Here is a 23,488-nt window from a genome sequence, read left to right on the forward strand (position 1 = left end):
CGAAGCCAGCGTGCCACCCGGTCGCGTCGCTGGACATGCAGGCACTGAACAGTCTCGCGAAAAGTGTTGTCCCGCAATCTTGGTGAGTCTTGTAGTTGAGCAGAAAGTTGGGAACCGGAAGAGGAAGAAAAGAAAAAGAACCGGTAACCAACGAAAGAACTTGCCGAATTTCCCTCTACAGAATCAAGAGCGGCGCGCTACGCGCGCCGCTCGGTGCACCCGCCCTCCCGCTCCGCTCCCGGGCGGGCACCCCGGCGAGCAACCAGGGGAGAGATCCGAACTGCCACAGCGATTCCGAGTCACGACATACGATCAGGGCGCAGAGTTACCGCCTTCGTCCGCCTCCATATCGCGGCCTCGAACTCCGCGACGCCGCCACGGGATCAACCCCATCAGCTGATCCATGACCGCCAACGCAACGGCTACACGGCGTTCGTCAGGATGGAACAGCGCTACCGCGCCACACACGCCGATGTATAGCATCACGAGTGTCACAACGATGAGCATCAATGTGGATGCTGAAAACATGCTTCGCGCACCTCTTCCGAGGTCACACGAGGCGCTCCGCCCTCGTATTCCCGACGCGCGCGTCGGCCGTTAAGCGATGAAGCATGGCATTGTTGAGTTACGAGAGCGTCCAACCCGTCAGTATCGTCGTGCGGCGAGTAGGTCACTGTCGGATCGTGACAGTACCGCCCTCGTATAGTCTGTGCAAGCCTTTACGCACGGCACGAGCGACATGTCGTCGAAGGTCGGTCTGCTCTGGCCGCCGGGGTGGCTGTTGGCACTCGCAACGCCGTCGGGTCTGTGCCCACTCCCAATGGCCGTGTGCAGTAATCTCTTCCACCGACACGTCCTCATGCTCCGCTATGAACATCTCCGCAGGTTTGAGGCAGATCTTGCAGCGCATTGTCAAAACATGCCACGGAAGCGGGTCGGGTGACACAAACATGTCGTCAATGGGTTCAGACTCCCCCATCACTTCTGGCCCACCCTTCTCGAAGTAGTTACAGTTATCAGTTTGCGCTCGACGTTGAACGCGCCACACAGGTTCTGCCAGAACACTGCCGCACCCCTCCGGGGCTTGCCATCTGACAACAGCGGTCGCGACACGAATGCGCCAAGCAAATGCTCCATGAACAGGTGAAACGCCATTCCGGGTTGCTATCTAGGCGCAGGCTCCACCAGCACCCGCCCAAGCACCTCAACGAGTTCCGTGTTGCGCTTGTTCGCCTCCTGTAGCTGCCGATTTTGCTCTATGAGCGTCGAATCTATCTGTTTGCTGTTCTCGTTAGTTTTCTGCGTCAACTTATATATACCGACAAGATTTGCCACCAATGCAAGAGTCATAGCGGAAGTGGCGACGATGCCAGATAGACGCATCCCACGGCCGCGTCCGCCTTCGGTATCATCGGTGCGCTCCGACCACGATACATTCGTATCGGCCACAATTTCTTTGCTTACGTTGAACTTGGAATTAGGGTCGCCGTCAACGATTGCAGTGATCGTGTACTGGCGATTCCTCCTGAAGAGGCTGGGCGCAATCTCGATCGTGTTCCCTGAAACGGATGATTTTACACTGCCTTCGGTTGACCCATCCTTAATTATTGCAACAACTGACGCATTTACATCAATGATCAGCGGCGCATCATGCGCAAAGTCGCTAGGCCGTACGTCTTTGCTGCCTGAATTGACAAAATTCACCTCCACCAGATGTGGATTGCCAACGGGTTCATCGCCGTACGTCACACTGATCTTTTCGTGTACCGCACTAGCGGAGATCATGCCTTTCGACGCAATTTCGAACCTCAATTGGTTTGAGCGTCTATTCATCCAAGTTATGAATATTGTAACCAATATTGCGAGTATTCCGACGGGCGGGATTACGCTGAGCCAGTTCATTGACGAATGATTGCACTCGCCACTCCATTGCGGAAGCGACACGCGCGAGGGACACGCCGCACTGTGGCTCGTAAGCTTCAATTCATGCCGCAGCCTTGCCTATAGGAGCATCAGTTCCCGACTGACCGTCGCAAGCAGTGAACCAAGACGTTGCCGCAAGGTCATCGACAGGCCAGGAGTCTCTACTGTCACCACTGTCGGCTTCGCCGAGGTCGACAGCGCTGAAGTCGCAGGCCGTCAATCCTGGATGTCTTGACCATCCGTGGCGGCGGTGCCTCGCTGTACCAAGTCTCAGGGGTTCGATTGCCTGGCTAGGAACTTACGCCGTAGCCCTCGGCCGTCCTTCCTGCTGAGTGTGACGGGCTCCGCCATGGCGGCTCGCCCCTGCCGCGAAGACCCCTTAGGCTTCACCAGTGGAAACGTACGCCCATGAGGGGTGGTTTTTAGTACTTGTCGGCCTGGTAATTCTTGTCGGACTGCTGGGGATAATCGTCCCGATACTCCCCGGCGTCATCCTGATCTTCGGCGCGATCGCGGTCTGGGCGTTCGTCGAGGGCGGCGCTACCGCGTGGACTTTTTTCGCCGTCAGCACCGCGTTCCTCGTGCTGTCCGGCATCATCAAGTACACCTGGCCCGGCCGGAAGATGAAGGACGCGGGTGTCTCCAACCGGGCCCTTTTCCTCGGGGCGGTCCTGGGCATCGTCGGTTTCTTCGTGATCCCGGTGGTCGGTCTGTTCGTAGGTTTCGTTCTCGGCGTTTACCTTTCGGAACTTCAGCGCCTTCGCGAAAACCAACAGGCATGGCAGGCAACAGTTCACGCGTTGAAGGGCGTCGGCCTTTCGATGCTGATCGAGTTGTTAGGGGCGCTGCTGGCGACAGGAGTCTGGGTTATTGGCGCGATAGTGACGTAGAGGGAGTCATCCCAGTGCTGTGGCACGACGCCAAATCCATTCTCTCTGGAGCACGCTTACTCGAGGGCTGCGAGTCCCGACCCCTGCTCATGACCGTCCAGAGGCCTCGGCGCGGTGATCGACGGGTTCGCAGTCGCTTAGTCAATGTTCTTGACAGCCAGACTTTTCGGGTGGGTCGGGTATCCGAACCGGTTGACCGGCCCCGTGCTTCAGTGTGTAAAGCCGGCCTCACAGTCGGCGGCAGCGATCGCTTCGTGAAAGCGCTTGTGGATCCAATGGCGCTTGCCCAGGATGTTCACCCGACCCCATCGGCCGGAGACCGGACCGAGCTGGGTGTGGCGCGGCAACGTGTCCAGCAGTTGCTGCGGCCTGGCGCCGCCCGACAGCTTGCTGCTCTCCAGCACGTATATGGCGTCCTGAGTGACTGCCACGCAACGGTATTTGTTCCAGAAGATCGTCAGACCAGTGAGATACGTGATGAGGAAGAAGCCGAAGTTCGGCGCGGTCTGACAGATGAACACCTGCCGGATTTCACTGCCTGTGGGAAGTAGGGGTGCCGCACGCTCCACCAGGTCCTTCCGGGGTTCGGATCGCGCCGGGTGATCTGGGGTGGGGCTGCTTGTCACTCGCAAATCTCCTGGTGGTCACTCTGTGCGTGGGATTCGATCTGGGAGTTCAATTTTCGGAGTTCGAGTTCCAACGTGAATTCCAGCGGCCGGTGCGTCGACGGTCGCTACTGCGAGCTGATCATCTACCAAAAACCTCTCGGACGAGGTCAGCTCCTCGACGAACGACTCGAAATCAGGTGCGAGAAAGACGACGTCCGGCCCATCGGAGTCGATTTCCACGACCGATGGTTCGCCTGTCGGGCCGCAGGCACGATAGTCCAGCGCGACCCACCAGTGCCCGTCGCCGTGCAGGAGCACGACCGGTGAGGGAAGTTCCCACTCCCGCACCAGGTACGGCGTGTCCAGGATCGTGGGGGAATCATCCTCGTCGAGGATGCCTTCGAGGTAGTCGAAGCACGCGTAGTGCTCCGACCACGATGAACCCTCGACCGGAAAGGCGTCCCAGTGGGCGGCGACGTGGCCGCCGTTGCGCACCCGGAGCAGGCGCAGCAGCGAGGCGGGAAGTCGCACACCGAGTTTTTCCTCGGCGTCTCGGATCGCCGCATCGGTCAACGCCACATGGTTGTCCTCGATCGGGTCTTGCCAGAAGGATGTGATGACTTCCTCGAACTTCGCCACGGCCGAAATACTAGGGGCACAATAGATTTCGATAACTTCCGTAGGTGGGAAGCGCTGAGTGCGTCAGCTGGGCTCTCCGCTGAGGAAACTGACGCCGCTATTCGATCGCCGGAAACGGGATCGTGTCCGCCACCGCTTCGAGTTTCGGGAGTTCGTCGCGGCGCAACGGCAAAGTCGGCTGTTCGGCGCGGAACAGGGGAGTGGTCGGGTTGGGATCGCCGGGGAGCGCGCGGACCCGGGCCGGGAGCCGGTAGAAGGCGCGGGCGTTGTCTTCGAGGACCTTGAACATGTCGGTGCCGACGACGTCGCAGATCAGGTCCACATCCGAGTCCTTGAACGGGCGGCCTGCGCGGGTGCCGGGCAGGTCGGAGCCGAACATGAGGGCTTCGGGGTTCACCGCGTGAATCCGGCGCACCGTGTTGGCGACATTCATGGCGACGCGGCCGAAACCCGTTGCCTTCACACGGGCGCCGCGGTCGACCAGGTCGAGCAGGTAGGGCAGGCCCTCGTCGGACATGCCGAGATGGTCGATGGACAAGGCGGGCAGTTTGGAGATGACGGGCTGCAGCGAGCCGAGCATCTGGCCGTCGATGTAGACCTCGACATGCCAGCCTGCCAACTCGTGGGCGCGCAGTGCCTGCAGGGTCATGCCGGTGATGTCGGCGGCGGCGCGTTTGAGGTTGAAGCGCAGCGCGCGTACGCCGATCTTGTCCAGTTCGATGATCTCGTCGTCGGTGGCGTCGAGATCGAGGCGGGTCACCCCGACCCAGCCCTCGCCCAATTCGGCGAGTGCCGCCTTGAGATAGGTCTGATCGCTGCCTTGGAAAGAGCCGCTGACCACGGCACCACCGCCGATATCGAAGCGCGACATGCGCTTTCGATAGTCGGCGATGGTGAACGGGTCGGGCAGGTAACCCTCGTTCTCGGCCAGCGGGAACCGCGGGTCGAAGATATGGACATGGGCATCGAACACTTGTACAGAATGCCTCAGTGCCGGAGTTTTCGCTGCCGTAGACGTGACAGTACTTCCGCTCCACGCACGGACGGATCCGGTGCGATCACACCATGCGCCGCTCAGACCTTGTGCGGCTCGCTGGCACGCAGCATGTCCTCACGCTCGACGACCTTGACGCGCTCGCGACCCTCCGGCTCGCCGAGGGCGCGCTCGTGCGCGTCCAGGCGGTACCAGCCCTGCCAGGTGGTGAACGGGATGCCCTTGCTCTCCAGGAACGCGGTCACCGCGTCCAGCTCCGGCTGGGCGGCCGGGGTGAAGTTCGCGCTGTCGTCGAGCAGGCAGGCCACGGTTTCGTTGGCGTCGCCCTTGGTGTGGCCGATGAGGCCGACGGGGCCACGCTTGATCCAGCCGGTGACGTAGGTGGCGGGCAGGTAGCGGTCGGCGCCGTCCGCGTTCTCGTCACCGATCACGCGACCGGCCTCGTTGGGCACGGTGCCCGCTTGATCGTCGAAGGGCAGGTTGGTGAGGTTCTGCGACAGGTAGCCGACCGCGCGGTAGACGGCCTGGACGTCCCAGTCCCGGTACACGCCGGTGCCCTTGACGTTTCCGGTGCCATCGAGCTGGGTTCGCTCGGTGCGCAAGCCGACGACCTGGCCGTTCTCGCCGATGATCTCCGAAGGGGACTCGAAGAAGTGCAGGAACAGCTTGTGCGGACGGTTGCCCGCGTCGCGGATGGCCCACTGCTCGAGGGTGTTGGCGATCATGTCGACCTGCTTGGAGTGCCTGCGCGCGGCCTCGGAGCCCTCGTCGTAGTCGATGTCTTCGGGATCGACGATGACCTCGATGGTCGGGGAGTGGTCCAGCTCGCGCAGCTCCAGCGGGGTGAACTTCGCCTGCGCGGGGCCGCGGCGGCCGAACACGTGGACCTCGACCGCCTTGTTGGCTTTCAGTCCAGCGTGAACGTTCGGCGGTATCTCGGTGGGCAGCAGTTCGTCGCCGGTCTTGGCGAGCACCCGCGCCACGTCGAGCGCCACGTTGCCGACACCGAGGACGGCGACCTTCTCGGCCTCCAGCGGCCAGGTGCGCGGCACATCGGGGTGTCCGTCGTACCAGGACACGAAGTCCGCCGCGCCGTAACTGCCGTCGAGACCGATGCCGGGGATGTCCAGGGCGCGGTCGGCGTTGGCGCCGGTGGAGAAGATGACCGCGTCATAGAAGGTGCGCAGGTCGTCGAGAGTGATGTCGGTGCCGTAGTCGATGTTGCCGAGCAGGCGCACCTGTGGCTTGTCGAGCACCTTGTGCAGGGCGGTGATGATGCCCTTGATGCGCGGATGGTCGGGCGCGACGCCGTAGCGGATCAGCCCGAACGGAGCAGGCATGCGCTCGAACAAATCGATCGACACTTCGGCATCGGACTTCATCAATGCGTCGGCGGCGTAGATGCCGGCCGGCCCTGCGCCCACGATCGCGATGCGGAGCGGGCGGGTCGCTGCACTCTGTTCGGTCATCTCTTACGCGCACCCTTAAGGTCGAAAACAATTAATGGCGTCGGTCTTAGCCTAGGCTAACTCGACGCGCCGCTGTGGTTGCACCTGATGTGCGGACACTGGTGCCGACTCGCTGTCATATCAGCTATGACAGCAGGCCGCAGTCTCGCGATTCTATCGGTGGTCCGCCCGGCAGCCCGCGCCGGTGCGGTGACCGGCCCGCGGCCAGGACGGCCTGCCTCTCGTTGCTTACCCACGGTGTGCTCCGGGGTAACCGCTGTGCGCACGAGATCCTCCGCGGCGTGTCGTCGAGTTCGGGGGCGGGCGCTCGATAACCCCGCCGACCAGGGATCATCGTGGACATGACCGATCAGCGAGGCACCGACGGCGACGATGTAATCGAGGTCGACCAGACCGACTCCCGCACCCCGTGGCCGTTCATCGCGGCGGCGGTGGTGGCGGTCATCGTGGTCGTCGGGATCGTGCTCGGCGGGTTGCTGTCACCGGCTGAGAAAAATGTCACAGAAGCGGACCGCATCGCGGCGGCGGTCCGCAACTACGCCGACGCTCGCGGCCACAGCGACCTCACGCCGCCGCCGGGTGTGGCGTGCGATGGATTCGACGAGGGCAAGTCGTCGCTGGCCGCGCAGCTCGGTGGCCTCGAAACCGGAAAGACCGTCGAGATAACAAAAATCGAGAATCCGATGGTCGACGGTGACCGGGCGAAGGCGACAGTCACCACCGAGGTCAATGGCAAGGCAGCCACGGCGACCTGGAATCTGACGCGATCGGGCGACGGCTGGCTCATCTGCGGTTGACCGTCCCACGTCGTGAACTGGGGTTTGACAGGGTGACCCCCGCCCAGGCAATCTCAGAACCAGGTCATGAGAATCAGCGTCAAGCCCCGGCTTGCTGGTCGGCAACCCTCCTCCGCGGCGGGGTGCTCCGGGTGACGACCTGGCCGCGCACCCGAAACCAAGGTGCGGCAAGAGCGGATTCACAGGAGGTCCACATGAGTTATGCCGGTGACATCACCCCGCAGCAGGCGTGGGAATTACTGCGGGACAACCCGGAAGCCGTCCTGGTGGACGTGCGCACCGAAGGCGAATGGCGCTTCGTCGGAGTTCCCGACACCACATCGATCGAGCGCCCGACGGTGCTGATCGAGTGGGTCGACGGCACCGGCACCCGCAATGGCGCGTTCGTCGAGCAGCTGACCCAGGCGCTCGACGGCCGCGACCCGGAGGCCCCCGTCGTGTTCCTGTGTCGCTCCGGCCAGCGTTCCGCGCATGCCGCGAACACCGCGACCGGGGTCGGGATCGGACCGTCCTACAACGTGCTGGATGGCTTCGAGGGCGGCCTCGACGCGACCGGTCATCGTGGCGGCTCCGGCTGGCGCGCCATCGGCCTCCCGTGGCGGCAGTCGTGATCACCGGCGGCTCCTTCGACAAGCCGCTGCCCGATGGCGTCGGCCCGGCGACCCTCGGCGTGCGCGGTGGCTTGCGGCGCTCGGGGTTCGAGGAGACGGCCGAAGCGCTGTATCTGACCTCCGGCTTCGTCTACGAGAGCGCCGAGGCCGCTGAGGCCGCGTTCACCGGCGATGTCGAACATTTCGTCTACTCCCGCTACGGCAACCCGACGGTCGCCATGTTCGAGGAGCGGCTGCGGCTGATGGACGGCGCCGAAGCCTGCTTCGCCACGGCGAGCGGCATGTCCGCCGTCTTCACCGCGCTCGGCGCGCTACTCGGCGCCGGTGACCGGCTTGTCGCCGCGCGCAGCCTGTTCGGCTCCTGCTTCGTGGTGTGCAACGAGATTCTGCCGCGCTGGGGAATCGAAACCGTCTTCGTCGACGGCGACGACCTCGATCAGTGGGAGCAGGCACTCTCGGTGCCCACCCAGGCGGTGTTCTTCGAGACGCCTGCCAACCCGATGCAGACGCTGGTGGACGTGCGCCGGGTCACCGAACTCGCCCACGCCGCGGGCGCGAAAGTGGTGCTGGACAACGTCTTCGCCACACCGCTGCTGCAGCGCGGCTTCGAACTCGGCGCCGACGTCCTGGTGTATTCCGGCACCAAGCACATCGACGGCCAGGGCCGGGTGCTCGGCGGCGCGATTCTCGGTCCGCAGGACTACATCGACGGCCCGGTGAAGAATCTGATGCGCCACACCGGCCCCGCATTGAGCCCGTTCAATGCGTGGACCCTGCTCAAGGGCTTGGAGACGATGCCGCTGCGGGTGCGTCATTCCACCGAATCCGCGCTGCGCGTCGCTCAGTTCCTCGAGGGCAACAAGTCCGTCGGCTGGGTGAAATACCCCTTCCTGGAATCACATCCGCAGCACGCGCTGGCCGTGAGCCAGATGAGCGGCGGCGGCACGGTGGTCACCTTCGAGCTGAACGCGCCTGCGGATGAAGGCAAGAAGCGTGCCTTCGAGGTGCTCAACCGCCTGCGCATCGTCGACATCTCCAACAACCTCGGCGACTCCAAGACCCTCATCACCCACCCGGCCACCACCACCCACCGCGCGATGGGCCCGGAAGGTCGCGCGACCATCGGTCTCACCGACGGCGTCGTCCGTATCTCGGTGGGCCTCGAGGACGTAGAAGACCTTCTCGACGACCTGGACCACGCGCTCAGCTAGTGCGTCCCGCGCCGCGAGCGGGACATCGTCGAGTAACGAGCACAGCGATGTCCCGTTCGGCGACCCGCGGCGGCGCCGCGTGCCTACCCTGGACGTATGCGGATCTCGGTGGCAGCGGACGAGCGTGTGGGAGTGGCGAAGGAACTGATCGAGGAGCTGCATCGGCGCGGGCTGGAGACGCTCGCGCACGGGGCGCTTTCCGAGATGGAGCGCGACGACTGGGCCTGGGCCAGTGCGGCGGCCGCGCGTGATGTCGCCGAGGGGCGAGCCGAGCAGGGCATCGTCTGCTGCTGGACCGGAACCGGTGCCTCGATCGCCGCGAACAAGGTGGCCGGTATCCGGGCCGCGCTGTGCGGTGATGCCGTCACCGCGGCCGGTGCGCGCAAGTGGAATGACGCGAATGTCCTGGCGCTGAGCCTGCGCACGACCTCGGGTGCCCTGCTGACGGAGATCCTCGACGCCTGGTTCGTGACGGAGCCGAGCGCGGACTCGGATGATCGAGCCAATATCGCGCACCTCTCGAAGCTCGAGCGCGCACGCTGAGCGAACCGGGTCTGCCCGTTCCTTTGCCGATCCGCAGGTCGTGCACCCTTTTCCGGTCTGGCGAGCACCTGAACCCCATGGTGTCGCGGTGTGCCCGTGCGGGTCTCGAGCGGTCGAATGAGCTGCGCTCGGGAGCGACTTCGATTGCGGAATTGACAGTATTCTGTCAAATATGACAGGATACTGTCATGATTACGCAGACAGTTCACATGGCCGTTTTCGACACTCTCGCCGACTGGGAGGTCGGTGCTGCCACTGCGCACATCAACAAGCACACCTGGCACAAAGAGCCAGGAAAGTTCCAGGTCAAGACGGTCGGCTTGACCACGGATCCGATCACCACGATGGGTGGGATGCGGATCGTGCCGGATGTGGCGATCGCCGAACTCGCCCCCGCTGACAGCGCGATGCTGATCCTGCCCGGCGCGGATACTTGGGTTACGGGCGAACTTGCCCCGTTCGCTCGCCTGGCCAAGGCGTTCCTCGATGCGGGTGTACCGGTCGCCGGCATCTGTGGCGCCACCTTCGGGCTGGCGCAGGAGGGTCTGCTCGACACTCGCGCACACACCAGCAATGTTGCGGAATTCCTTGCCTACACCGGCTATTCGGGCGGCGACCGCTACGTGAACGAGCCTGCGGTGACCGACGGCGATCTGATCACCGCGAGCGGGACCGCGCCCTTCGAATTCGCCCGCGAGGTGCTGGGCAGGCTCGGTGTGTACGAGCCGCACGTGCTCGACGGCTGGTACCGGCTCTATGCGCACAGCGATCCGGCAGGTTATGCCGTCCTCGCCGAGTACGAGGCGCAGATGGCGGGAGCCTCCCACTGAGGGACAATCCACGGTGGTCCGATCGAACGGTCGGACCACCGACGATCCATCACGAGGAGGCGGCATGCCCGGCACCGAAAGCCGTGCGGCACAGGGGGACTGCTCGGCATGAGTGACACCCCCGAACAGGAACTCTTCAGCACCGCCGCCATCACCTCGTTCCGGCTCAACGGCCAATTCCTCACGATCGCAGAGGAACTCGCCGAGCCCGCGGGCATTACGGCGGCCTGGTGGCAGGTGCTCGGGGCGGTGCTGCGCGAACCGCTTCCGGTGGCGGGCATCGCCAGAGCGATGGGCATTACCCGCCAGAGCGTGCAGCGCATCGCGGATCTCTTGGTGGCCAAGGGACTCGCCGAATATCGCCCGAACCCCGCCCACCGCCGCGCGAAACTGGTCGCGATGACCGAAGCGGGCCACGACGCCATCGAGCGCATCAACCCGCAGCACGCCGTCATCGCTCAGCGTCTGGCGGCCGAACTCGGTTCCGAACAATTCGCCGGCATGGTGGACGCGTTGACCACACTGTCCGCCGCCCTCGACGCCATCGCCACCGACGAAACCTGAGGTCGGTGGGGTCTATTCGAAAGGTGTGCTGGTGCGGCCGAGGAGGTCGGCGACGGAGTCGACGACCAGGGTCGGGCGGTAGGGGTATTGCTCAACCGAGGCGCGGGTGGAGATGCCGGTAGTGACGAGGATGGTTCGCATACCCGCCTCGAGTCCGGAGATGACGTCGGTGTCCATTCGGTCGCCGATCATCACGGTGGACTGGGAGTGCGCGCCGATGCGGCGCAGGGCCGACCGCATCATCAGCGAGTTCGGCTTGCCGACGTAGTACGGCTCCTTGCCTGTCGCGCGGGTTATCAGAGCGGCGACCGAGCCGGTCGCGGGCAGTAGACCGTCGCGGGACGGGCCGGTGGCGTCCGGGTTGGTCGCGATGAAGCGTGCGCCGCGCTCGACCAGGCGAATCGCGGTGGTGATCGCCTCGAAGGAGTACGTGCGGGTCTCGCCGAGCACGACATAGTCGGGATCGCTGTCGGTCAGCACGTAGCCGATCTCGTGCAGCGCCGTGGTGAGCCCGGATTCGCCGACGACATAGGCGGTTCCGTTCGGGCGCTGGTCATTGAGGAAGGTGGCGGTGGCGAGGGCGGAGGTCCAGATGGCCTCCTCCGGGATGTCCAATCCGGTGTGGCGTAGCCGGGCCTGCAGGTCACGCGGGGTACGGATCGAGTTGTTGGTGAGCACGAGGAACGGGATGTCGTTGGACCGCAGCTCTGCCAAGAACTTGTCCGCGCCCGGGATCATGTGGTCTTCGTGCACCAGCACGCCGTCCATGTCGGTGAGGTAGGACAGGATGGGCTCGTCAATGGCGGTCACCGGTCAATTGTCCACCATGGCGCAGCCGGACGAAGTCCGTCGCCGGCCAGCGCCGCCCTGAGCGAAGGCGATGCAGCCGCTCGCGCTGGGCTGAGTGAAGGCGATGCAGCCGCTTGTGCGCCGGGCTGAGCGAAGGCGAAGCAGCCGCCTAGTGCGGGTGATCGTGGCGAAACGATCGACTCGGTGCGACCCTGCACACACCATGGCGAGTCGCTGACTATGGTCGAGGAAGGCCGTCTGAAACGCGGAGGACCGTCGTGCGGCGTTGCGCCGCGACGCGGACTATCGCGACACGATGAAGCGTTGATACGGCCGAAACGGGGTGCGGGAACGCCCGCACACGAACCGTGGCAGCTAAGCGATAGGAGTGGCGCACATGGGTGAGCTCAAGCTCGGGTACAAGGCATCGGCAGAGCAGTTCGGACCTCGGGAGTTGGTCGAGATCGCGGTGCTCGCCGAGGAACACGGGCTCGACAGCGCCACCGTGAGCGACCACTTCCAGCCGTGGCGGCACAAGGGCGGGCACGCGCCGTTCTCGCTGGCCTGGATGGCCGCGGTCGGCGAGCGCACCGAGCGCATCCAGCTCGGCACCTCGGTGCTCACCCCGACCTTTCGCTACAACCCCGCGGTGATCGCGCAGGCCTTCGCCACCATGGGCTGTCTGTATCCGGACCGGATCATGCTCGGCGTCGGCTCCGGTGAGGCGCTCAACGAGATCGCCACCGGGTTCACCGGCGAATGGCCGGAATTCAAGGAGCGTTTCGCCCGCCTGCGCGAATCGGTCGACTTGATGCGCGCACTGTGGACCGGCGAGCGCACCGACTTCGACGGTCAGTACTACCGCACCGTCGGCGCCTCGATCTACGACGTCCCCAAGAGCGGCATCCCGGTCTACATCGCCGCGGGCGGTCCATTGGTAGCCCGGTACGCGGGCCGCGCCGGTGACGGTTTCATCTGCACCTCGGGCAAGGGCATGGATCTCTACACCGAGAAGCTGATGCCCGCCGTCGCCGAGGGCGCCGCGAAGGCAGGCCGCACCGTCGACGACATCGACCGGATGATCGAGATCAAGATCTCCTACGACACCGATCCCGAACTGGCCCTGGAGAACACCCGCTTCTGGGCCCCGCTGTCGCTGACCCCCGAGCAGAAGCACAGCATCACCGACCCGATCGAAATGGAGGCCGCCGCCGACGCCCTCCCCATCGATCAGATCGCCAAGCGCTGGATCGTCGCGAGCGACCCTGACCAGGCCGTCGACCTCATCAAGCCCTACCTGGACGCGGGCCTCAACCACCTGGTCTTCCACGCTCCCGGCCACGACCAGCGCCGCTTCCTCGACCTCTTCCAGCGCGACCTGGCACCCCGCCTGCGCGCACTCGGCTGACAATCGAACATGGCCACGCGGCGCTTGTGAGAGTCGCCGCGGCCATGTCCCATCACCCGCGGTGTGTGTTCTAGCGGGTATTCCCAGTTCTGGCGGCGGATTTTATTGTGCTGAACCCTGTTCCAGGGAATGATCCGGTCATGTGATGAACCGACGAATTCATGGAGCCGTCCTTCTTGCCGCCTCCGCGGCGGCCGTAATGTTCGCCCCCACTACCGCGGCACCCGCAAGCGCCGCGACACCGTTCAAAGCCCCTGACATCACCTTCGCGGGCACCGGACCGGGCACGGTCACCGCGACGCTGCACAATCCGAACGATCAGGGTCAGTGCTGGGCCGAGGCCGGCGTCGGACCCGACAACAACCACGTGTTCTTCGGCGGTTCTCGCCCGGAGTCGCTGGCCAACCCCGGCCAGACGATCAAGACGTCGCTGGAAGGTCTCGAGCCGGGGACGACGATCACGGCCAGGGGAGGCTGCGCGGGCGACGCGGGATACGAGTTGTCGGAGCTGGTCACCGTCACCGTCCCCGCCGCCAAGCCCGCAACCGGTAGTTTCGGGGGCTAGATCGACGGTGTGGTGGCGGCCATCGCATGGGTCCCGCCACCACACCATCCACTCCTTCGCGGGACTGCGGCAGGTCGTGAGCGCGTCTCAGGCTCGGGTGAGTGCGAAGATGCGCAGGTCGCGGGTGGTGCGGGAGCGGTAGGCATCGTATGCGCCGGTGATGTCGACGAAGCGGGCGAAGACGGCGTCCTTATCGGCCTCGGCGACGAGGGTGGCTTGGACAGGGATGCGCTCACCGGCGATGGCTACGGTGGCCTGCGGATTCGCCAGCAGATTAGCGGTCCAGGCCGGGTGCCTGGCCTGGCCGAAGTTGCTGCCGATCACATACAACGTGCTGCCGTCGTGCACATAGAGCAGTGGCTGGGTGCGCGGCTCGCCGGACTTGCGGCCGATGCTGGTCAACAGGATGACGGGCGCACCGATCGGGCCGAGCACGGTGTACTTGGCGTCGGTGCGCTCGAGCAGCGCGCGATCCAGCGGCGTGATCTTCCGAATGAACCACGAACCAGGCTTGGTAGCCGCGAACTTATTCGCCACGCGGGAAAGAACATTGGTGCGCGAACCCCATTGCCGGTCCGGGAACTGCTCAGCCATGACCGGACTATAACGCCCCCGGCTCCGCTCGTCCGGGCACGTCCAGGGGCGGACTTCGTCCGGCTGTGCCGATCACAGTTCGTCGCGCTCGGGCACGAGTCTCACGACGGAGCTCGTGATTTCAGCCGTGATCACCGTCTCGCCACACGGTTGTGGTTGCCATCGGTTTACTAAGCTGCGGATATGGCCGAATCTGCTCCATCCGCTGTGTATATCGCGTCTCCGGAGGGTGACACCGGAAAATCGACGGTGGCGCTCGGGATGCTCCAGATGCTGTGCGCGACTACCGCCCGGGTCGGGGTGTTCCGGCCGATCACTCGCTCCACCACCGAGCCGGATTACATTCTCGAACTGCTGCTCGAGCACAGCACGGCCGATATCGACTACGCGCAGGCCACCGGCGTCACCTACGACCAGGTGCACGCCGATCCCGATGCCGCGATCAGCGAGATCGTGATGCGTTTTCACGAGGTCGCCAAGATGTGCGATGCCGTGGTGATCGTCGGCAGCGACTACACCGATGTGGCCAGCCCCAGCGAGCTGCGCTTCAACGCCAGGATCGCGGTGAACCTCGGTGCACCGGTGCTGCTGGTGGTGCGCGGCTCCGACCGCACCTCCGAGGAGGTGCGGCATCTGGCCGAGCTGTGCGCGAGCGAACTGGCACTCGAGCACGCGCAGCTGGTCGCGATCATCGCCAACCGCTGCGATCCCGACCAGCTCGACAAGGTGTGCTCGGCCCTGCAGGGCTTCGATGTGCCGTCCTGGACGCTGCCGGAAGTGCCGCTGCTGATCGCGCCGACCATGGCCGAGCTGTGCACCGCGATCGATGGCGAAATGTACAGCGGCGACCCGGAATTGCTGCAGCGCGAGGCGCTGAAGATCATGGTCGGCGGCATGACGGCCGAACACATTCTGGAGCGGCTTGTCGACGGCGTCGTGGTCATCGCGCCGGGCGACCGCTCGGACGTGCTGCTGAGCGTAGTGAATGCGCATGAGGCGGAGGGCTTTCCGTCGCTGTCGGGCATCGTCATGAACGGCGGCATGCTCCCGCATCCCGCGGTCGCGCGACTGATGACCGGTCTGAAGCCGAAGCTGCCGATCCTCACCACCGAGCTCGGCACCTACGACGCGGCCAGCGCCGCCTACCGCACCCGCGGCCGGATGTCGGCGGGCAGCCCGCGTAAGGTCGACACCGCCCTCGCGCTGATGGAGCAGCGTGTCGACGATGCGGAGTTGTTGCGGCGCATCGATGTTCCGCGCAGCGCGGTGGTGACCCCACAGATGTTCGAGTACCAGCTCATCGAGCGGGCGCGCGCGGACCGCAAGCGCATCGTGCTGCCCGAGGGCGACGACGACCGCATCCTGCGTGCCGCGGGTCGGGTGCTGCAGCGCAAGATCGCCGACCTGGTCATTCTCGGTGACGAGGGGTCCATCCGGGCCCGCGCCGCCGAACTGGGCGTCGATATCGCCGCCGCGCAGGTGCTCGATCCCGCCACCTCGGGATATCTGGACGATTTCGCCGCGGAGTACGCGAAGCTGCGCGCGCACAAGGGCATGACCGTCGAGCGCGCCCGCGAAACCATGACCGACATCTCGTATTTCGGCACCATGATGGTCCACAAGGGCATCGCCGACGGCATGGTGTCCGGCGCCGCGCACACCACGGCGCACACCATCCGGCCGTCGTTCGAGATCATCAAGACCACGCCCGGCGTCGCCACGGTGTCCAGCGTCTTCCTGATGTGCCTTGCCGATCGGGTGCTCGCCTACGGCGACTGCGCGGTGGTCCCCGATCCGACGTCGGAGCAGCTGGCCGATATCGCCGTCTCCTCGGCGGGCACCGCGGCCAGGTTCGGCATCGAGCCGCGGGTGGCAATGCTGTCGTACTCGACCGGTGAATCCGGCAGCGGCGCCGATGTGGACAAGGTGCGGGTGGCGACCAAGCTGGTCCGCGAGCGTGCGCCGGAACTGCTGGTGGAGGGCCCGATTCAATACGACGCGGCGATCGAGCCGACCGTCGCCACCACCAAGCTGCCGGATTCCGAGGTGGCGGGCCGCGCAACGGTGTTCGTGTTTCCCGACCTCAATACCGGCAACAACACCTACAAGGCGGTGCAGCGCAGTGCGGGCGCGATCGCTATCGGCCCGGTGCTGCAGGGTCTGCGCAAGCCGGTCAACGATCTGTCCCGCGGCGCTCTGGTCGCCGACATCGTCAACACCGTGGCGATCACCGCGATTCAGGCGCAGGGCGAGTGACGGGGTGGCCCGCGGCACAGGGGCAATACGGAACATCCGTGTCGTGATCGCGGTTGCTGAACGTGTGCGAGAGCACCACAGAACCCTGGAGGCGATGTGACCTCTCGCGGGACACAGGAGGCGTCATGAGCAGCGAACGTGCCGATGGTCTGGTGCTGGTGATCAATTCCGGGTCGTCGTCGATCAAATACCAGCTGCTGGACCCGGAGTCGAGCGCGGTCGCGGCTTCGGGCATGGTCGACCGGATCGGCGAGGCGAACGCCGGGATCGAGCATCGTGCCGAGGGGATGACCGTCGAGCGTCATGAGCCGGTCGCCGATCACACCGCCGGACTGCGACTGGTCTTCGAGATGTTCGCCGAGACCGGCCACGATCTGGCGAGCGAGGGGGTGCACGCGGTCGGGCATCGCGTGGTGCACGGCGGCGAGGTGTTCTACCGGCCGACGCTGATCGACGATGCCGTGGTCGCCGCGATTTCGGAGCTGTCTTCGCTTGCGCCGCTGCACAATCCGGCCAACGTGGCGGGCATCGAGAGTGCCAGGAAGCTACTGCCTGGCGTACCGCAGGTCGCGGTGTTCGACACCGCGTTCTTCCACGGACTGCCCGATGCCGCGAAGACCTACGCGATCGATGCCAAGGTCGCTGCCGCGCAGGGCATTCGGAAATACGGTTTCCACGGCACTTCGCACGAGTATGTCTCGGGGCGGGTCGCGCAGCTGCTCGATCGCGATCCCGCCGACCTGAATCAGATTGTCTTCCACCTGGGTAACGGCGCTTCGGCCTCGGCGATCAAGGGCGGTCACCCGGTCGACACGACAATGGGTCTGACACCGCTGGAGGGCTTGGTGATGGGCACCAGGTCCGGCGACCTCGACCCGGGCATCGTGCCGCACCTCATGCGCTCGGCCGATTTGACCATCGACCAGGTCGACGAGCTCCTGAATCGGAACTCGGGCCTCAAGGGGCTGTCGGGTGTCAACGACTTCCGTGAGCTGCAACGGCTCATCGATCAGGGTGACGCCGCGGCGAAGCTCGCCTACGACGTGTACATCCACCGACTGCGCCGCTACCTGGGCGCGTACCTGGTGGAGCTGGGTCGCCTCGACGCCATCACCTTCACCGCGGGCGTCGGGGAGAACAGCCCACAGGTTCGCGCCGACGCCCTCGCCGGGCTCTCCCGCTTCGGCATCGCGGTCGACCCCGCGCTCAACACCGCGAAAGACCGCACGGCCCGGCATATTTCGGTGCCAGGGGCCGAGGTGGCCGTTCTGGTCGTTCCGACCAATGAGGAACTGGCCATTGCCCGCGCGGCGCAGCGCGTGGTGGCCGCCGAACAGGTCTAGAAACCCTCACGAAAACCTCATGATCGATACGCCAGTATTGGTATCGGATCAAGTTCGCCGGCCCACCGAGATCCCGGACGACCCGATCCGCGTGCTCTCGGGTCAGCGATGCCCTCGCCCCGCCCGAATTGCTCGCTCCGGCTGCCCCCGGAGCTCGCTGGGTGCACGCGGATCCCAGGTTTCGGTGTGCCGGCTGTTCCGACAGATCCGACCCGGCCGGTCTTCCCTCCCGGCCGGGTTTTTTCTTGGTGCGCGCCCGAAAACCATCGTCAGCCGTGGCTGGTCGGATCCGGCGATGGTGGGCTCGATGGTGCCGGATCGACGAATGTGGTTGCGGATGAATGAGGTTCGGTCCGGTGTGGCGCCGCCGGAATTCCGGTCGCTGACACTGTGCCCGCCGGTTCACGCGTAGGGGACAACAGCACGAAAGTCGGCGGCCGCACACGGCGACCAGCCGGCGGGGCGTAATCGTCGAGGTGCAGACATATTGTGCTGGTGCACAATACGATATCCGTGAGCTGACGGCGAGGGTGGTCACTATGCAGTGCTATCGCGTGACCGCGAGCGATTCGCGGTCGTGGACGACGGTCGCCAACAGCTTCGTCGGGATGGACTATCAGTACCGCGACCCCGAGCGCTGGTATTCGGGGCTGACGGTTCAGGAGTCGACCGTCTATCGGTTGTTGCGCTGGGAGCAGCGTGGAACCAGCACCTCCTACCGAACGCGAACGCACATCCGCCGAGGTCCCTGCGATGACTTCTACTGGGTCGTCCTCCCCGAACGGGGCTTGTACTCGGTCCGCTATCGGGATGAGGTGACCTGGACGCATCCCGGCCATGCCGCGCTGACCGCCCTCGATGACGTGTGCCAGCTACACATTCCGGAATTGTCGGCGTACGCGTTCCAGGTGCCACGCACCGAGATCGACCATCGAGCGGGGTCTTCCGGCCCAGGCGCCAGGGTGCTCGACCTGCGCTCCGGCCTCGGCCGCATCACGCAGGCCATGATCCGCAGTGCCCACGCTGAACAGTCGAACCTGTCCGACCGTGAGTTCAACGCGGTCTGCGATCGAATCGCCGAGCTGCTGTCGTTGATCTCGCTCGGAGACACCCATCCGCAGCGGGCTCATCACGCGCAGATCGCCGAGCATATTCGGCGATATGTGCGGGCGAATGTCGGCCACGGTGACGTGCGATTGCCCGCGGTGGCACATGCACTCGGCTGGTCGCCACGGCACCTGCGAACGGTCCTGCAGCAGTCGGGTACCACGTTCCGAGATGTGCGGCGGGACGAGGCGCTGCGCGCCGCCCGCGACCTGCTCGAGGACCCGGCAAGGGAGGCAGTGCCCATCCGTGACCTGGCCATCAGCAGTGGCTTCACTCCCGGCTGGTTCTCCACGGCGTTCAAAGCGCGGTACGGCGAGTCGCCGCGCGATTTCCGGCGCCGCAGGCTGGACGAACTCACCGAGCACGGCGGCGCGCCGCAGTCGGTGGCGGCGCGTTGACCGAGCCGGATGCCGCAAGCCCGCATCCGGCCGACATCGTCTAGGTGGCGGAATCGAGCCGCACCGGAAGTTCGAGTGGTCCGTTGGTGCTGATCTGCGGGGCGTACTCGATATCCGCCGGATCAACCGCGAGGCTCAACCGCGGAAAGCGATTGAACAGCATGGAAAGTGCGATGCGGCTCTCCAGTCGGGCCAGTGGCGCACCGAGACAGAAATGCGGGCCGCGACCGAACGCCAACTGGTCGCGGTGGTCGTGGTCGATATCGAACGTACCGGCGTCCGGGTAGCGCCGCGCGTCCCTGCCTACTCCGCCGTACCACATCACCATGCTGCCTGCGGGAATGCCGACTCCCGCCACTGTCACATCATGGCGTGCGTATCGCATGAGGGCACCGACCACAGATGACTTGTACCGCAGCATTTCCTCTACGACATCGGCCCATCGGTCCTCGACGAGCGCCTTGGCGCGTTGTTCGGGATGGGTGCACAGCGTGACGACGGCGTTGCCCAGCAGGTGCACAGTGGTCTCGTGTCCGGCCACGATCACTATCCAGAGCATGTTGCACAGCTCGTCGTCGGTCAGCTCGTTCGCTGCGTTGGCTTGTAGCAGTGCGGTGGTGAGATCGTCGCCTGGCTCGCGCCGTTTACTGTCCAGCAATTCGGCGAAGTAGCCGAGCATGCTCGCCATCGCGTTCTGCGCCTCTTCGCCGGTACTGGTGTGCGAGATGAGCGTGGTGGTCCAGTCTTTGAGCTGCGGCTGTATCGCTGTCGGTACGCCGAACAGTTCACAGATCACACGAACCGGGAACGGCGTGGTGAAGGCCGAGACCAGATCGATCCGGTCGCCACTGGGAAAGTCTGCGATCAGGTTCGCGGCGATCTTCTCGATGCGCGGTTCGAGCGCGGCGACCCTGGCCGGAGTGAACGCCTGGCTGATGGTCTTGCGCAGCCGCCGGTGGTCGAGGCCGTCCTTGTTGAGCATGTGGTCGATATCGGTGAGCGCGCGCATGGGCCAATCGGCCGGAATGGTGCCGTCGTGCAGGGCGGGACACTGCGCGGCACTCTTGCTGAACAGTTTGTCGTCAAGGACTTCACTGACGGCCTGATAGCTTGTCGCGATCCAGGCCGGCACCCCGCCTGGCAATTCGATAGGAACGACTTCGCCGCGCTCACGAATTCGGTCATAGGTGTCGTAGGTGGACTCTCCCGCGGTGGGCAGCTGGATCACTTGCTCGGTCATGCTGTCTCCCAACAAATTTCGGATTGCTGAGGAAATACTCGGTTGTCCGCGTGTGCGGAACGCGCGGTACGCGCGTTTCCGGCCCCAGACCGGAACCGGAAGAAACCAAAACGGAAGTGAGCACCCGAGAAGCTCGCAGCCGTCTACATGCTGGTGGTAGTCGTCCAGAGGTACTGCTGCTCACCCACCGTAAGGACTCGGCGGCGGCTTTCTTTCACCATCGCGCGATGCTCAGGACACGAGGGGTTGCTCGTCCGATTCGGTCAACGTCACGGTGCACAATCCGCCGCGCTCGGCCTTGACGTTTGTCACCTCGAGCTGAGTGCCCGGCAAGAGGACGAATTCCTCTTCGTCGGTGAACGCGGAGAAATTCCGGATGCTCACGGCCCGGGCGGGGAGTACCTCGAAGAGTGTTCGCTTGCCGCGACTACCGAGGAATGCCCGTGCCACGCTGGGTTTGGACGTGCAGGACGACACTCCCCACCAGGTCACGGTCCGACCCAGCGGGTACTGCGCGCGCAGGTCCAGCGACACCCCGCGCCACAATGGCTCGCTGCGGGCGGGAAGCCGTGACACCGCCGAGAACAGCAGCCGCAGGTACGGGAGGTACGGGGCGAGTTTCGCCCGGTCCGGGGCGCGCAGGACGGCGTTGATCTCCCGATAGAACGCGGACTCGCAGGTGTAAAGGTGAAGCGTGGCAATCGCGTCGGCGGACAGGCTCCCGGTCGTCTGATCCGCCCGCCTCTTGCCGAACTCGTGCGATAGCACGGCGTGCCGGTCGAGACCGGAAAGCAGCTTGGCGACCGGGGCGATGGCATCGTGGAAGTCCATGAGCGGTGTGTCGAATACACCGGTGATCGCGGGGAGGACGAGCCCCTCGTCTTTGACGCTCGCGAGCCGTTCGAGGTACAGCTGGTGCAGCTCCATGGTGGACGCGATGAACGCGCCCATGCGTTCGGCGATGTCGTGGTCTGTCCCGTCGGCTTCCGCCGTACGCTTGTTCCACCCGGTGCTCGGCAACCAGTCGATCTGATCGGCGCCCAGCGCTGCGAGGGCCGCGTTCACTGTTGCGAAATGGTCACCGTCGCAGAAGATATCGCCCTGCGCCGCGGGATTGGCGTGGTCTACGTGCCGGACTTCGACCTGGGGATACTTTTTCTGCAGTTGCAGGACAATCTTTTTCAAACTGCGCGCGTGGGCGCCCCACCACGCGAAGACAACACCACGGTCGGCCTCGTCGGCGTTCTGCTTGGCGCTGAGGATCTCTTCGACGATCCGCTCGGCAACGGGACGCCAGAACGCGGTGTGCTGGTCGGTTCCCATCGCCCCGTCGCTACTGGCGGTGAGCGCCGCGTTCAGCAGTAGTACACCCTGGGTGAGCATCGCCTGGAACCATTCCGGCGGCTGAACGGTGTCCTGCTCGTGCAAGAGTGCGCGAATGTCGGCAATCGGGGTCTTCTTGGGGATGCCGTACTTCCACATCGCCGCTGCTTTGATGATGCAGCGGATGCTGACGACCCGTCCGAACTGGCTTTCTTTCCAGTTGTGGAAGGTGTTGTCGAACATGGCGATACCGGTGGCGCTCTCCGGCCGCGGGTACGGGTTCTGGCCGAAGACGACGACCTTCCACTTGTGCGGTGGATTGGGCTTGAGCGCCTGGAAGGTCAGTTCCCGGACGGGGACGATGTGCGGGCTACGGCCCGGGCCCATGAACGTAGCCGCGTCCGGCTGTGCCTCGATTACCGGCTTCAGCAGTGGCAGCCACGGTTCACCGCCGCCTTTGAACAATTCGGCAAGGGCCAGCGGATCATTCGTGCTCACCGTCGGCACTATATGTCATGAAATCCGCTCGGGCAGAGGACATGTCAGTGGGGCGCGGTAGCGTCACGAACAGCAGGAGGACCGCATCTCGATGGGAGTTGACCATGACCGTGAACCGCGTGCAGGGGCCGCTGAGGGTGGTGTTGATCGACATCAACCCACACGTTGTGGAGGCGTGGCGGGCGGCGTTCGCCGACAACCCCGGCATCGAGATCCGCAGGGGCTCAATCCTTGACGAGTATGTCGATGCCTGGGTCACCCCGACCAACTCCCGGGGTCGGATGGACGGAGGGCTGGACGCGGTCATCAAGCGACACCTCGGGGCGGGCATCCAACTGCGAGTGCAGCGGGCGATCCGTGATCAGTTCGCGGGAACACTTCCGGTGGGCAGCGCGGTGTGTGTTCCGTCCGGGGCGACCAACCCGAAGTTCTTGATCTCGACGCCGACAATGGAAGCGTCCGTACAGAACGTCAGCGAGACCCTGAATGTGGCCTTGGCGTGTGCCGCCGGGTTCCAGGCGATCCACCGGCAGAACAACGAGGCGCCAGGCAGCATCGAGTCGGTGGCGCTGGTAGGCATGGGCGCCGAAACCGGCCGCGTGCCTGCCCGCGTGAGCGCCAACCTGATGTGGACGGGCCACACATTGTTCAACGACTACTGGTTCGAAGACTACGACGACCTGCGCAGCACAATCATCGCGCAACTCGACGACATCGAGAACGCGCCCAACGACCAGCGGGTACGCATCGCGCGACCCAAACGCCCCGTGACCGGTCGCTGATCGACCGGCCTCCTTGGAGCGGGCGGTCGACCGGGTCCAGGTGCATGTTGTGGCCGGACACGCCTGCGTGCGACATCTGGCGCTAAGTGGCTTGGACGCGGCCGGG

General features: G+C 64.9%; 23 protein-coding genes and 1 riboswitch. Of the genes, 13 read left to right on the forward strand and 10 right to left on the reverse strand.

Translation table 11 applies throughout. The features are described from left to right. Positions 1-312 precede the first annotated feature (312 nt). Positions 313-528, reverse strand: a complete 216-nt coding sequence (locus ACFU4Z_RS04910) for a hypothetical protein (protein WP_379059807.1) — start codon at positions 526-528, stop codon at positions 313-315. A gap of 636 nt (positions 529-1,164) precedes the next feature. Continuing rightward, on the reverse strand, positions 1,165-1,902 hold the full coding sequence (locus tag ACFU4Z_RS04915; RefSeq protein ID WP_379059809.1) for a hypothetical protein: 738 nt from the start codon (positions 1,900-1,902) through the stop codon (positions 1,165-1,167). Positions 1,903-2,315: 413 nt separating this feature from the next. Here ACFU4Z_RS04915 and ACFU4Z_RS04920 point away from each other — a divergent pair, with 413 nt between their 5' ends. Continuing rightward, on the forward strand, positions 2,316-2,813 hold the full coding sequence (locus ACFU4Z_RS04920; protein WP_379059810.1) for a DUF456 domain-containing protein: 498 nt from the start codon (positions 2,316-2,318) through the stop codon (positions 2,811-2,813). Between the two features lie 209 nt (positions 2,814-3,022). Here ACFU4Z_RS04920 and ACFU4Z_RS04925 read toward each other — a convergent pair whose 3' ends face one another. The 4 genes from ACFU4Z_RS04925 to ACFU4Z_RS04940 all read right to left on the reverse strand — a co-directional run bounded on the left by ACFU4Z_RS04925 (position 3,023) and on the right by ACFU4Z_RS04940 (position 6,523). After that, positions 3,023-3,439, reverse strand: a complete 417-nt coding sequence (locus tag ACFU4Z_RS04925) for a hypothetical protein (protein ID WP_379059811.1) — start codon at positions 3,437-3,439, stop codon at positions 3,023-3,025. Positions 3,440-3,457: 18 nt separating this feature from the next. Next, the gene (locus ACFU4Z_RS04930; protein ID WP_379059813.1) at positions 3,458-4,060 is read right to left on the reverse strand and encodes an SMI1/KNR4 family protein; all 603 of its coding nucleotides are present in this window, start codon (positions 4,058-4,060) and stop codon (positions 3,458-3,460) included. A 97-nt stretch (positions 4,061-4,157) separates the two neighbouring features. Continuing rightward, positions 4,158-5,033: an amidohydrolase family protein gene (locus ACFU4Z_RS04935; RefSeq protein ID WP_379059814.1), complete on the reverse strand. Its 876-nt coding sequence runs from the start codon at positions 5,031-5,033 to the stop codon at positions 4,158-4,160. 101 nt (positions 5,034-5,134) lie between these two features. After that, positions 5,135-6,523, reverse strand: coding sequence for an FAD-dependent oxidoreductase (locus ACFU4Z_RS04940; protein WP_379059815.1), 1,389 nt, complete (start codon positions 6,521-6,523; stop codon positions 5,135-5,137). A 341-nt stretch (positions 6,524-6,864) separates the two neighbouring features. Here ACFU4Z_RS04940 and ACFU4Z_RS04945 point away from each other — a divergent pair, with 341 nt between their 5' ends. The 6 genes from ACFU4Z_RS04945 (at position 6,865) to ACFU4Z_RS04970 (ending at position 11,079) form a co-directional block, all read left to right on the forward strand. Beyond that, positions 6,865-7,320, forward strand: coding sequence for a hypothetical protein (locus ACFU4Z_RS04945; RefSeq protein WP_379059817.1), 456 nt, complete (start codon positions 6,865-6,867; stop codon positions 7,318-7,320). 62 nt (positions 7,321-7,382) lie between these two features. Continuing rightward, a riboswitch (SAM riboswitch) is annotated at positions 7,383-7,500 on the forward strand. 14 nt (positions 7,501-7,514) lie between these two features. Next, a complete protein-coding gene (locus ACFU4Z_RS04950) occupies positions 7,515-7,931 on the forward strand; it encodes a rhodanese-like domain-containing protein (protein ID WP_379059818.1) in 417 nt (138 codons plus the stop codon). Next, the gene (locus ACFU4Z_RS04955; protein WP_379060345.1) at positions 7,928-9,142 is read left to right on the forward strand and encodes an O-succinylhomoserine sulfhydrylase; all 1,215 of its coding nucleotides are present in this window, start codon (positions 7,928-7,930) and stop codon (positions 9,140-9,142) included. Before ACFU4Z_RS04950 ends, ACFU4Z_RS04955 begins: the two co-directional genes overlap by 4 nt. A 96-nt stretch (positions 9,143-9,238) precedes the next feature. Then, positions 9,239-9,685: an RpiB/LacA/LacB family sugar-phosphate isomerase gene (locus ACFU4Z_RS04960; protein WP_379059820.1), complete on the forward strand. Its 447-nt coding sequence runs from the start codon at positions 9,239-9,241 to the stop codon at positions 9,683-9,685. A gap of 188 nt (positions 9,686-9,873) precedes the next feature. After that, positions 9,874-10,515, forward strand: coding sequence for a type 1 glutamine amidotransferase family protein (locus ACFU4Z_RS04965; RefSeq protein ID WP_379059822.1), 642 nt, complete (start codon positions 9,874-9,876; stop codon positions 10,513-10,515). A gap of 108 nt (positions 10,516-10,623) precedes the next feature. Further along, entirely contained in the window at positions 10,624-11,079 is a 456-nt protein-coding gene (locus tag ACFU4Z_RS04970) for a MarR family winged helix-turn-helix transcriptional regulator (RefSeq protein ID WP_379059823.1), read from the forward strand. A 12-nt stretch (positions 11,080-11,091) separates the two neighbouring features. Here ACFU4Z_RS04970 and ACFU4Z_RS04975 read toward each other — a convergent pair whose 3' ends face one another. Beyond that, positions 11,092-11,847: an HAD-IIA family hydrolase gene (locus ACFU4Z_RS04975; RefSeq protein ID WP_379060347.1), complete on the reverse strand. Its 756-nt coding sequence runs from the start codon at positions 11,845-11,847 to the stop codon at positions 11,092-11,094. Positions 11,848-12,265: 418 nt separating this feature from the next. Between ACFU4Z_RS04975 and fgd the strand changes: the two genes are divergently transcribed. Next, entirely contained in the window at positions 12,266-13,276 is a 1,011-nt protein-coding gene (gene fgd, locus ACFU4Z_RS04980) for a glucose-6-phosphate dehydrogenase (coenzyme-F420) (RefSeq protein WP_379059825.1), read from the forward strand. A 199-nt stretch (positions 13,277-13,475) separates the two neighbouring features. Then, entirely contained in the window at positions 13,476-13,841 is a 366-nt protein-coding gene (locus ACFU4Z_RS04985) for a hypothetical protein (RefSeq protein WP_379059826.1), read from the forward strand. Positions 13,842-13,928: 87 nt separating this feature from the next. On the opposite strand, the gene ACFU4Z_RS04990 is transcribed toward ACFU4Z_RS04985, so the two are convergent. Then, positions 13,929-14,435 (reverse strand): nitroreductase family deazaflavin-dependent oxidoreductase, encoded by a 507-nt coding sequence (locus ACFU4Z_RS04990; RefSeq protein ID WP_379059827.1) that lies wholly within the window; start codon positions 14,433-14,435, stop codon positions 13,929-13,931. A gap of 183 nt (positions 14,436-14,618) precedes the next feature. Between ACFU4Z_RS04990 and pta the strand changes: the two genes are divergently transcribed. From pta to ACFU4Z_RS05005, 3 genes are all read left to right on the forward strand, one after another. Continuing rightward, complete coding sequence (pta, locus tag ACFU4Z_RS04995; protein WP_379059828.1) at positions 14,619-16,691, forward strand: phosphate acetyltransferase; 2,073 nt, start codon at positions 14,619-14,621, stop codon at positions 16,689-16,691. A 125-nt stretch (positions 16,692-16,816) separates the two neighbouring features. Beyond that, a complete protein-coding gene (locus tag ACFU4Z_RS05000) occupies positions 16,817-18,034 on the forward strand; it encodes an acetate kinase (RefSeq protein ID WP_379059830.1) in 1,218 nt (405 codons plus the stop codon). A 554-nt stretch (positions 18,035-18,588) separates the two neighbouring features. Continuing rightward, on the forward strand, positions 18,589-19,539 hold the full coding sequence (locus ACFU4Z_RS05005) for an AraC family transcriptional regulator (protein WP_379059831.1): 951 nt from the start codon (positions 18,589-18,591) through the stop codon (positions 19,537-19,539). Positions 19,540-19,579: 40 nt separating this feature from the next. Here the strand turns inward: ACFU4Z_RS05005 and ACFU4Z_RS05010 are convergent, their stop codons facing one another. Next, positions 19,580-20,779 carry a cytochrome P450 gene (locus ACFU4Z_RS05010; RefSeq protein WP_379059833.1) on the reverse strand — a complete coding sequence of 400 codons (1,200 nt, stop codon included), beginning with the start codon at positions 20,777-20,779 and terminating at the stop codon, positions 19,580-19,582. Between the two features lie 231 nt (positions 20,780-21,010). Next, the gene (locus ACFU4Z_RS05015; protein WP_379059834.1) at positions 21,011-22,600 is read right to left on the reverse strand and encodes an ADP-ribosyltransferase domain-containing protein; all 1,590 of its coding nucleotides are present in this window, start codon (positions 22,598-22,600) and stop codon (positions 21,011-21,013) included. A gap of 104 nt (positions 22,601-22,704) precedes the next feature. Between ACFU4Z_RS05015 and ACFU4Z_RS05020 the strand changes: the two genes are divergently transcribed. After that, positions 22,705-23,382, forward strand: a complete 678-nt coding sequence (locus ACFU4Z_RS05020) for a macro domain-containing protein (RefSeq protein ID WP_379059835.1) — start codon at positions 22,705-22,707, stop codon at positions 23,380-23,382. Positions 23,383-23,488: the final 106 nt, after the last annotated feature.

Source organism: Nocardia sp. NPDC057440 (genome assembly GCF_042802915.1).
GTDB lineage: Bacteria > Actinomycetota > Actinomycetes > Mycobacteriales > Mycobacteriaceae > Nocardia.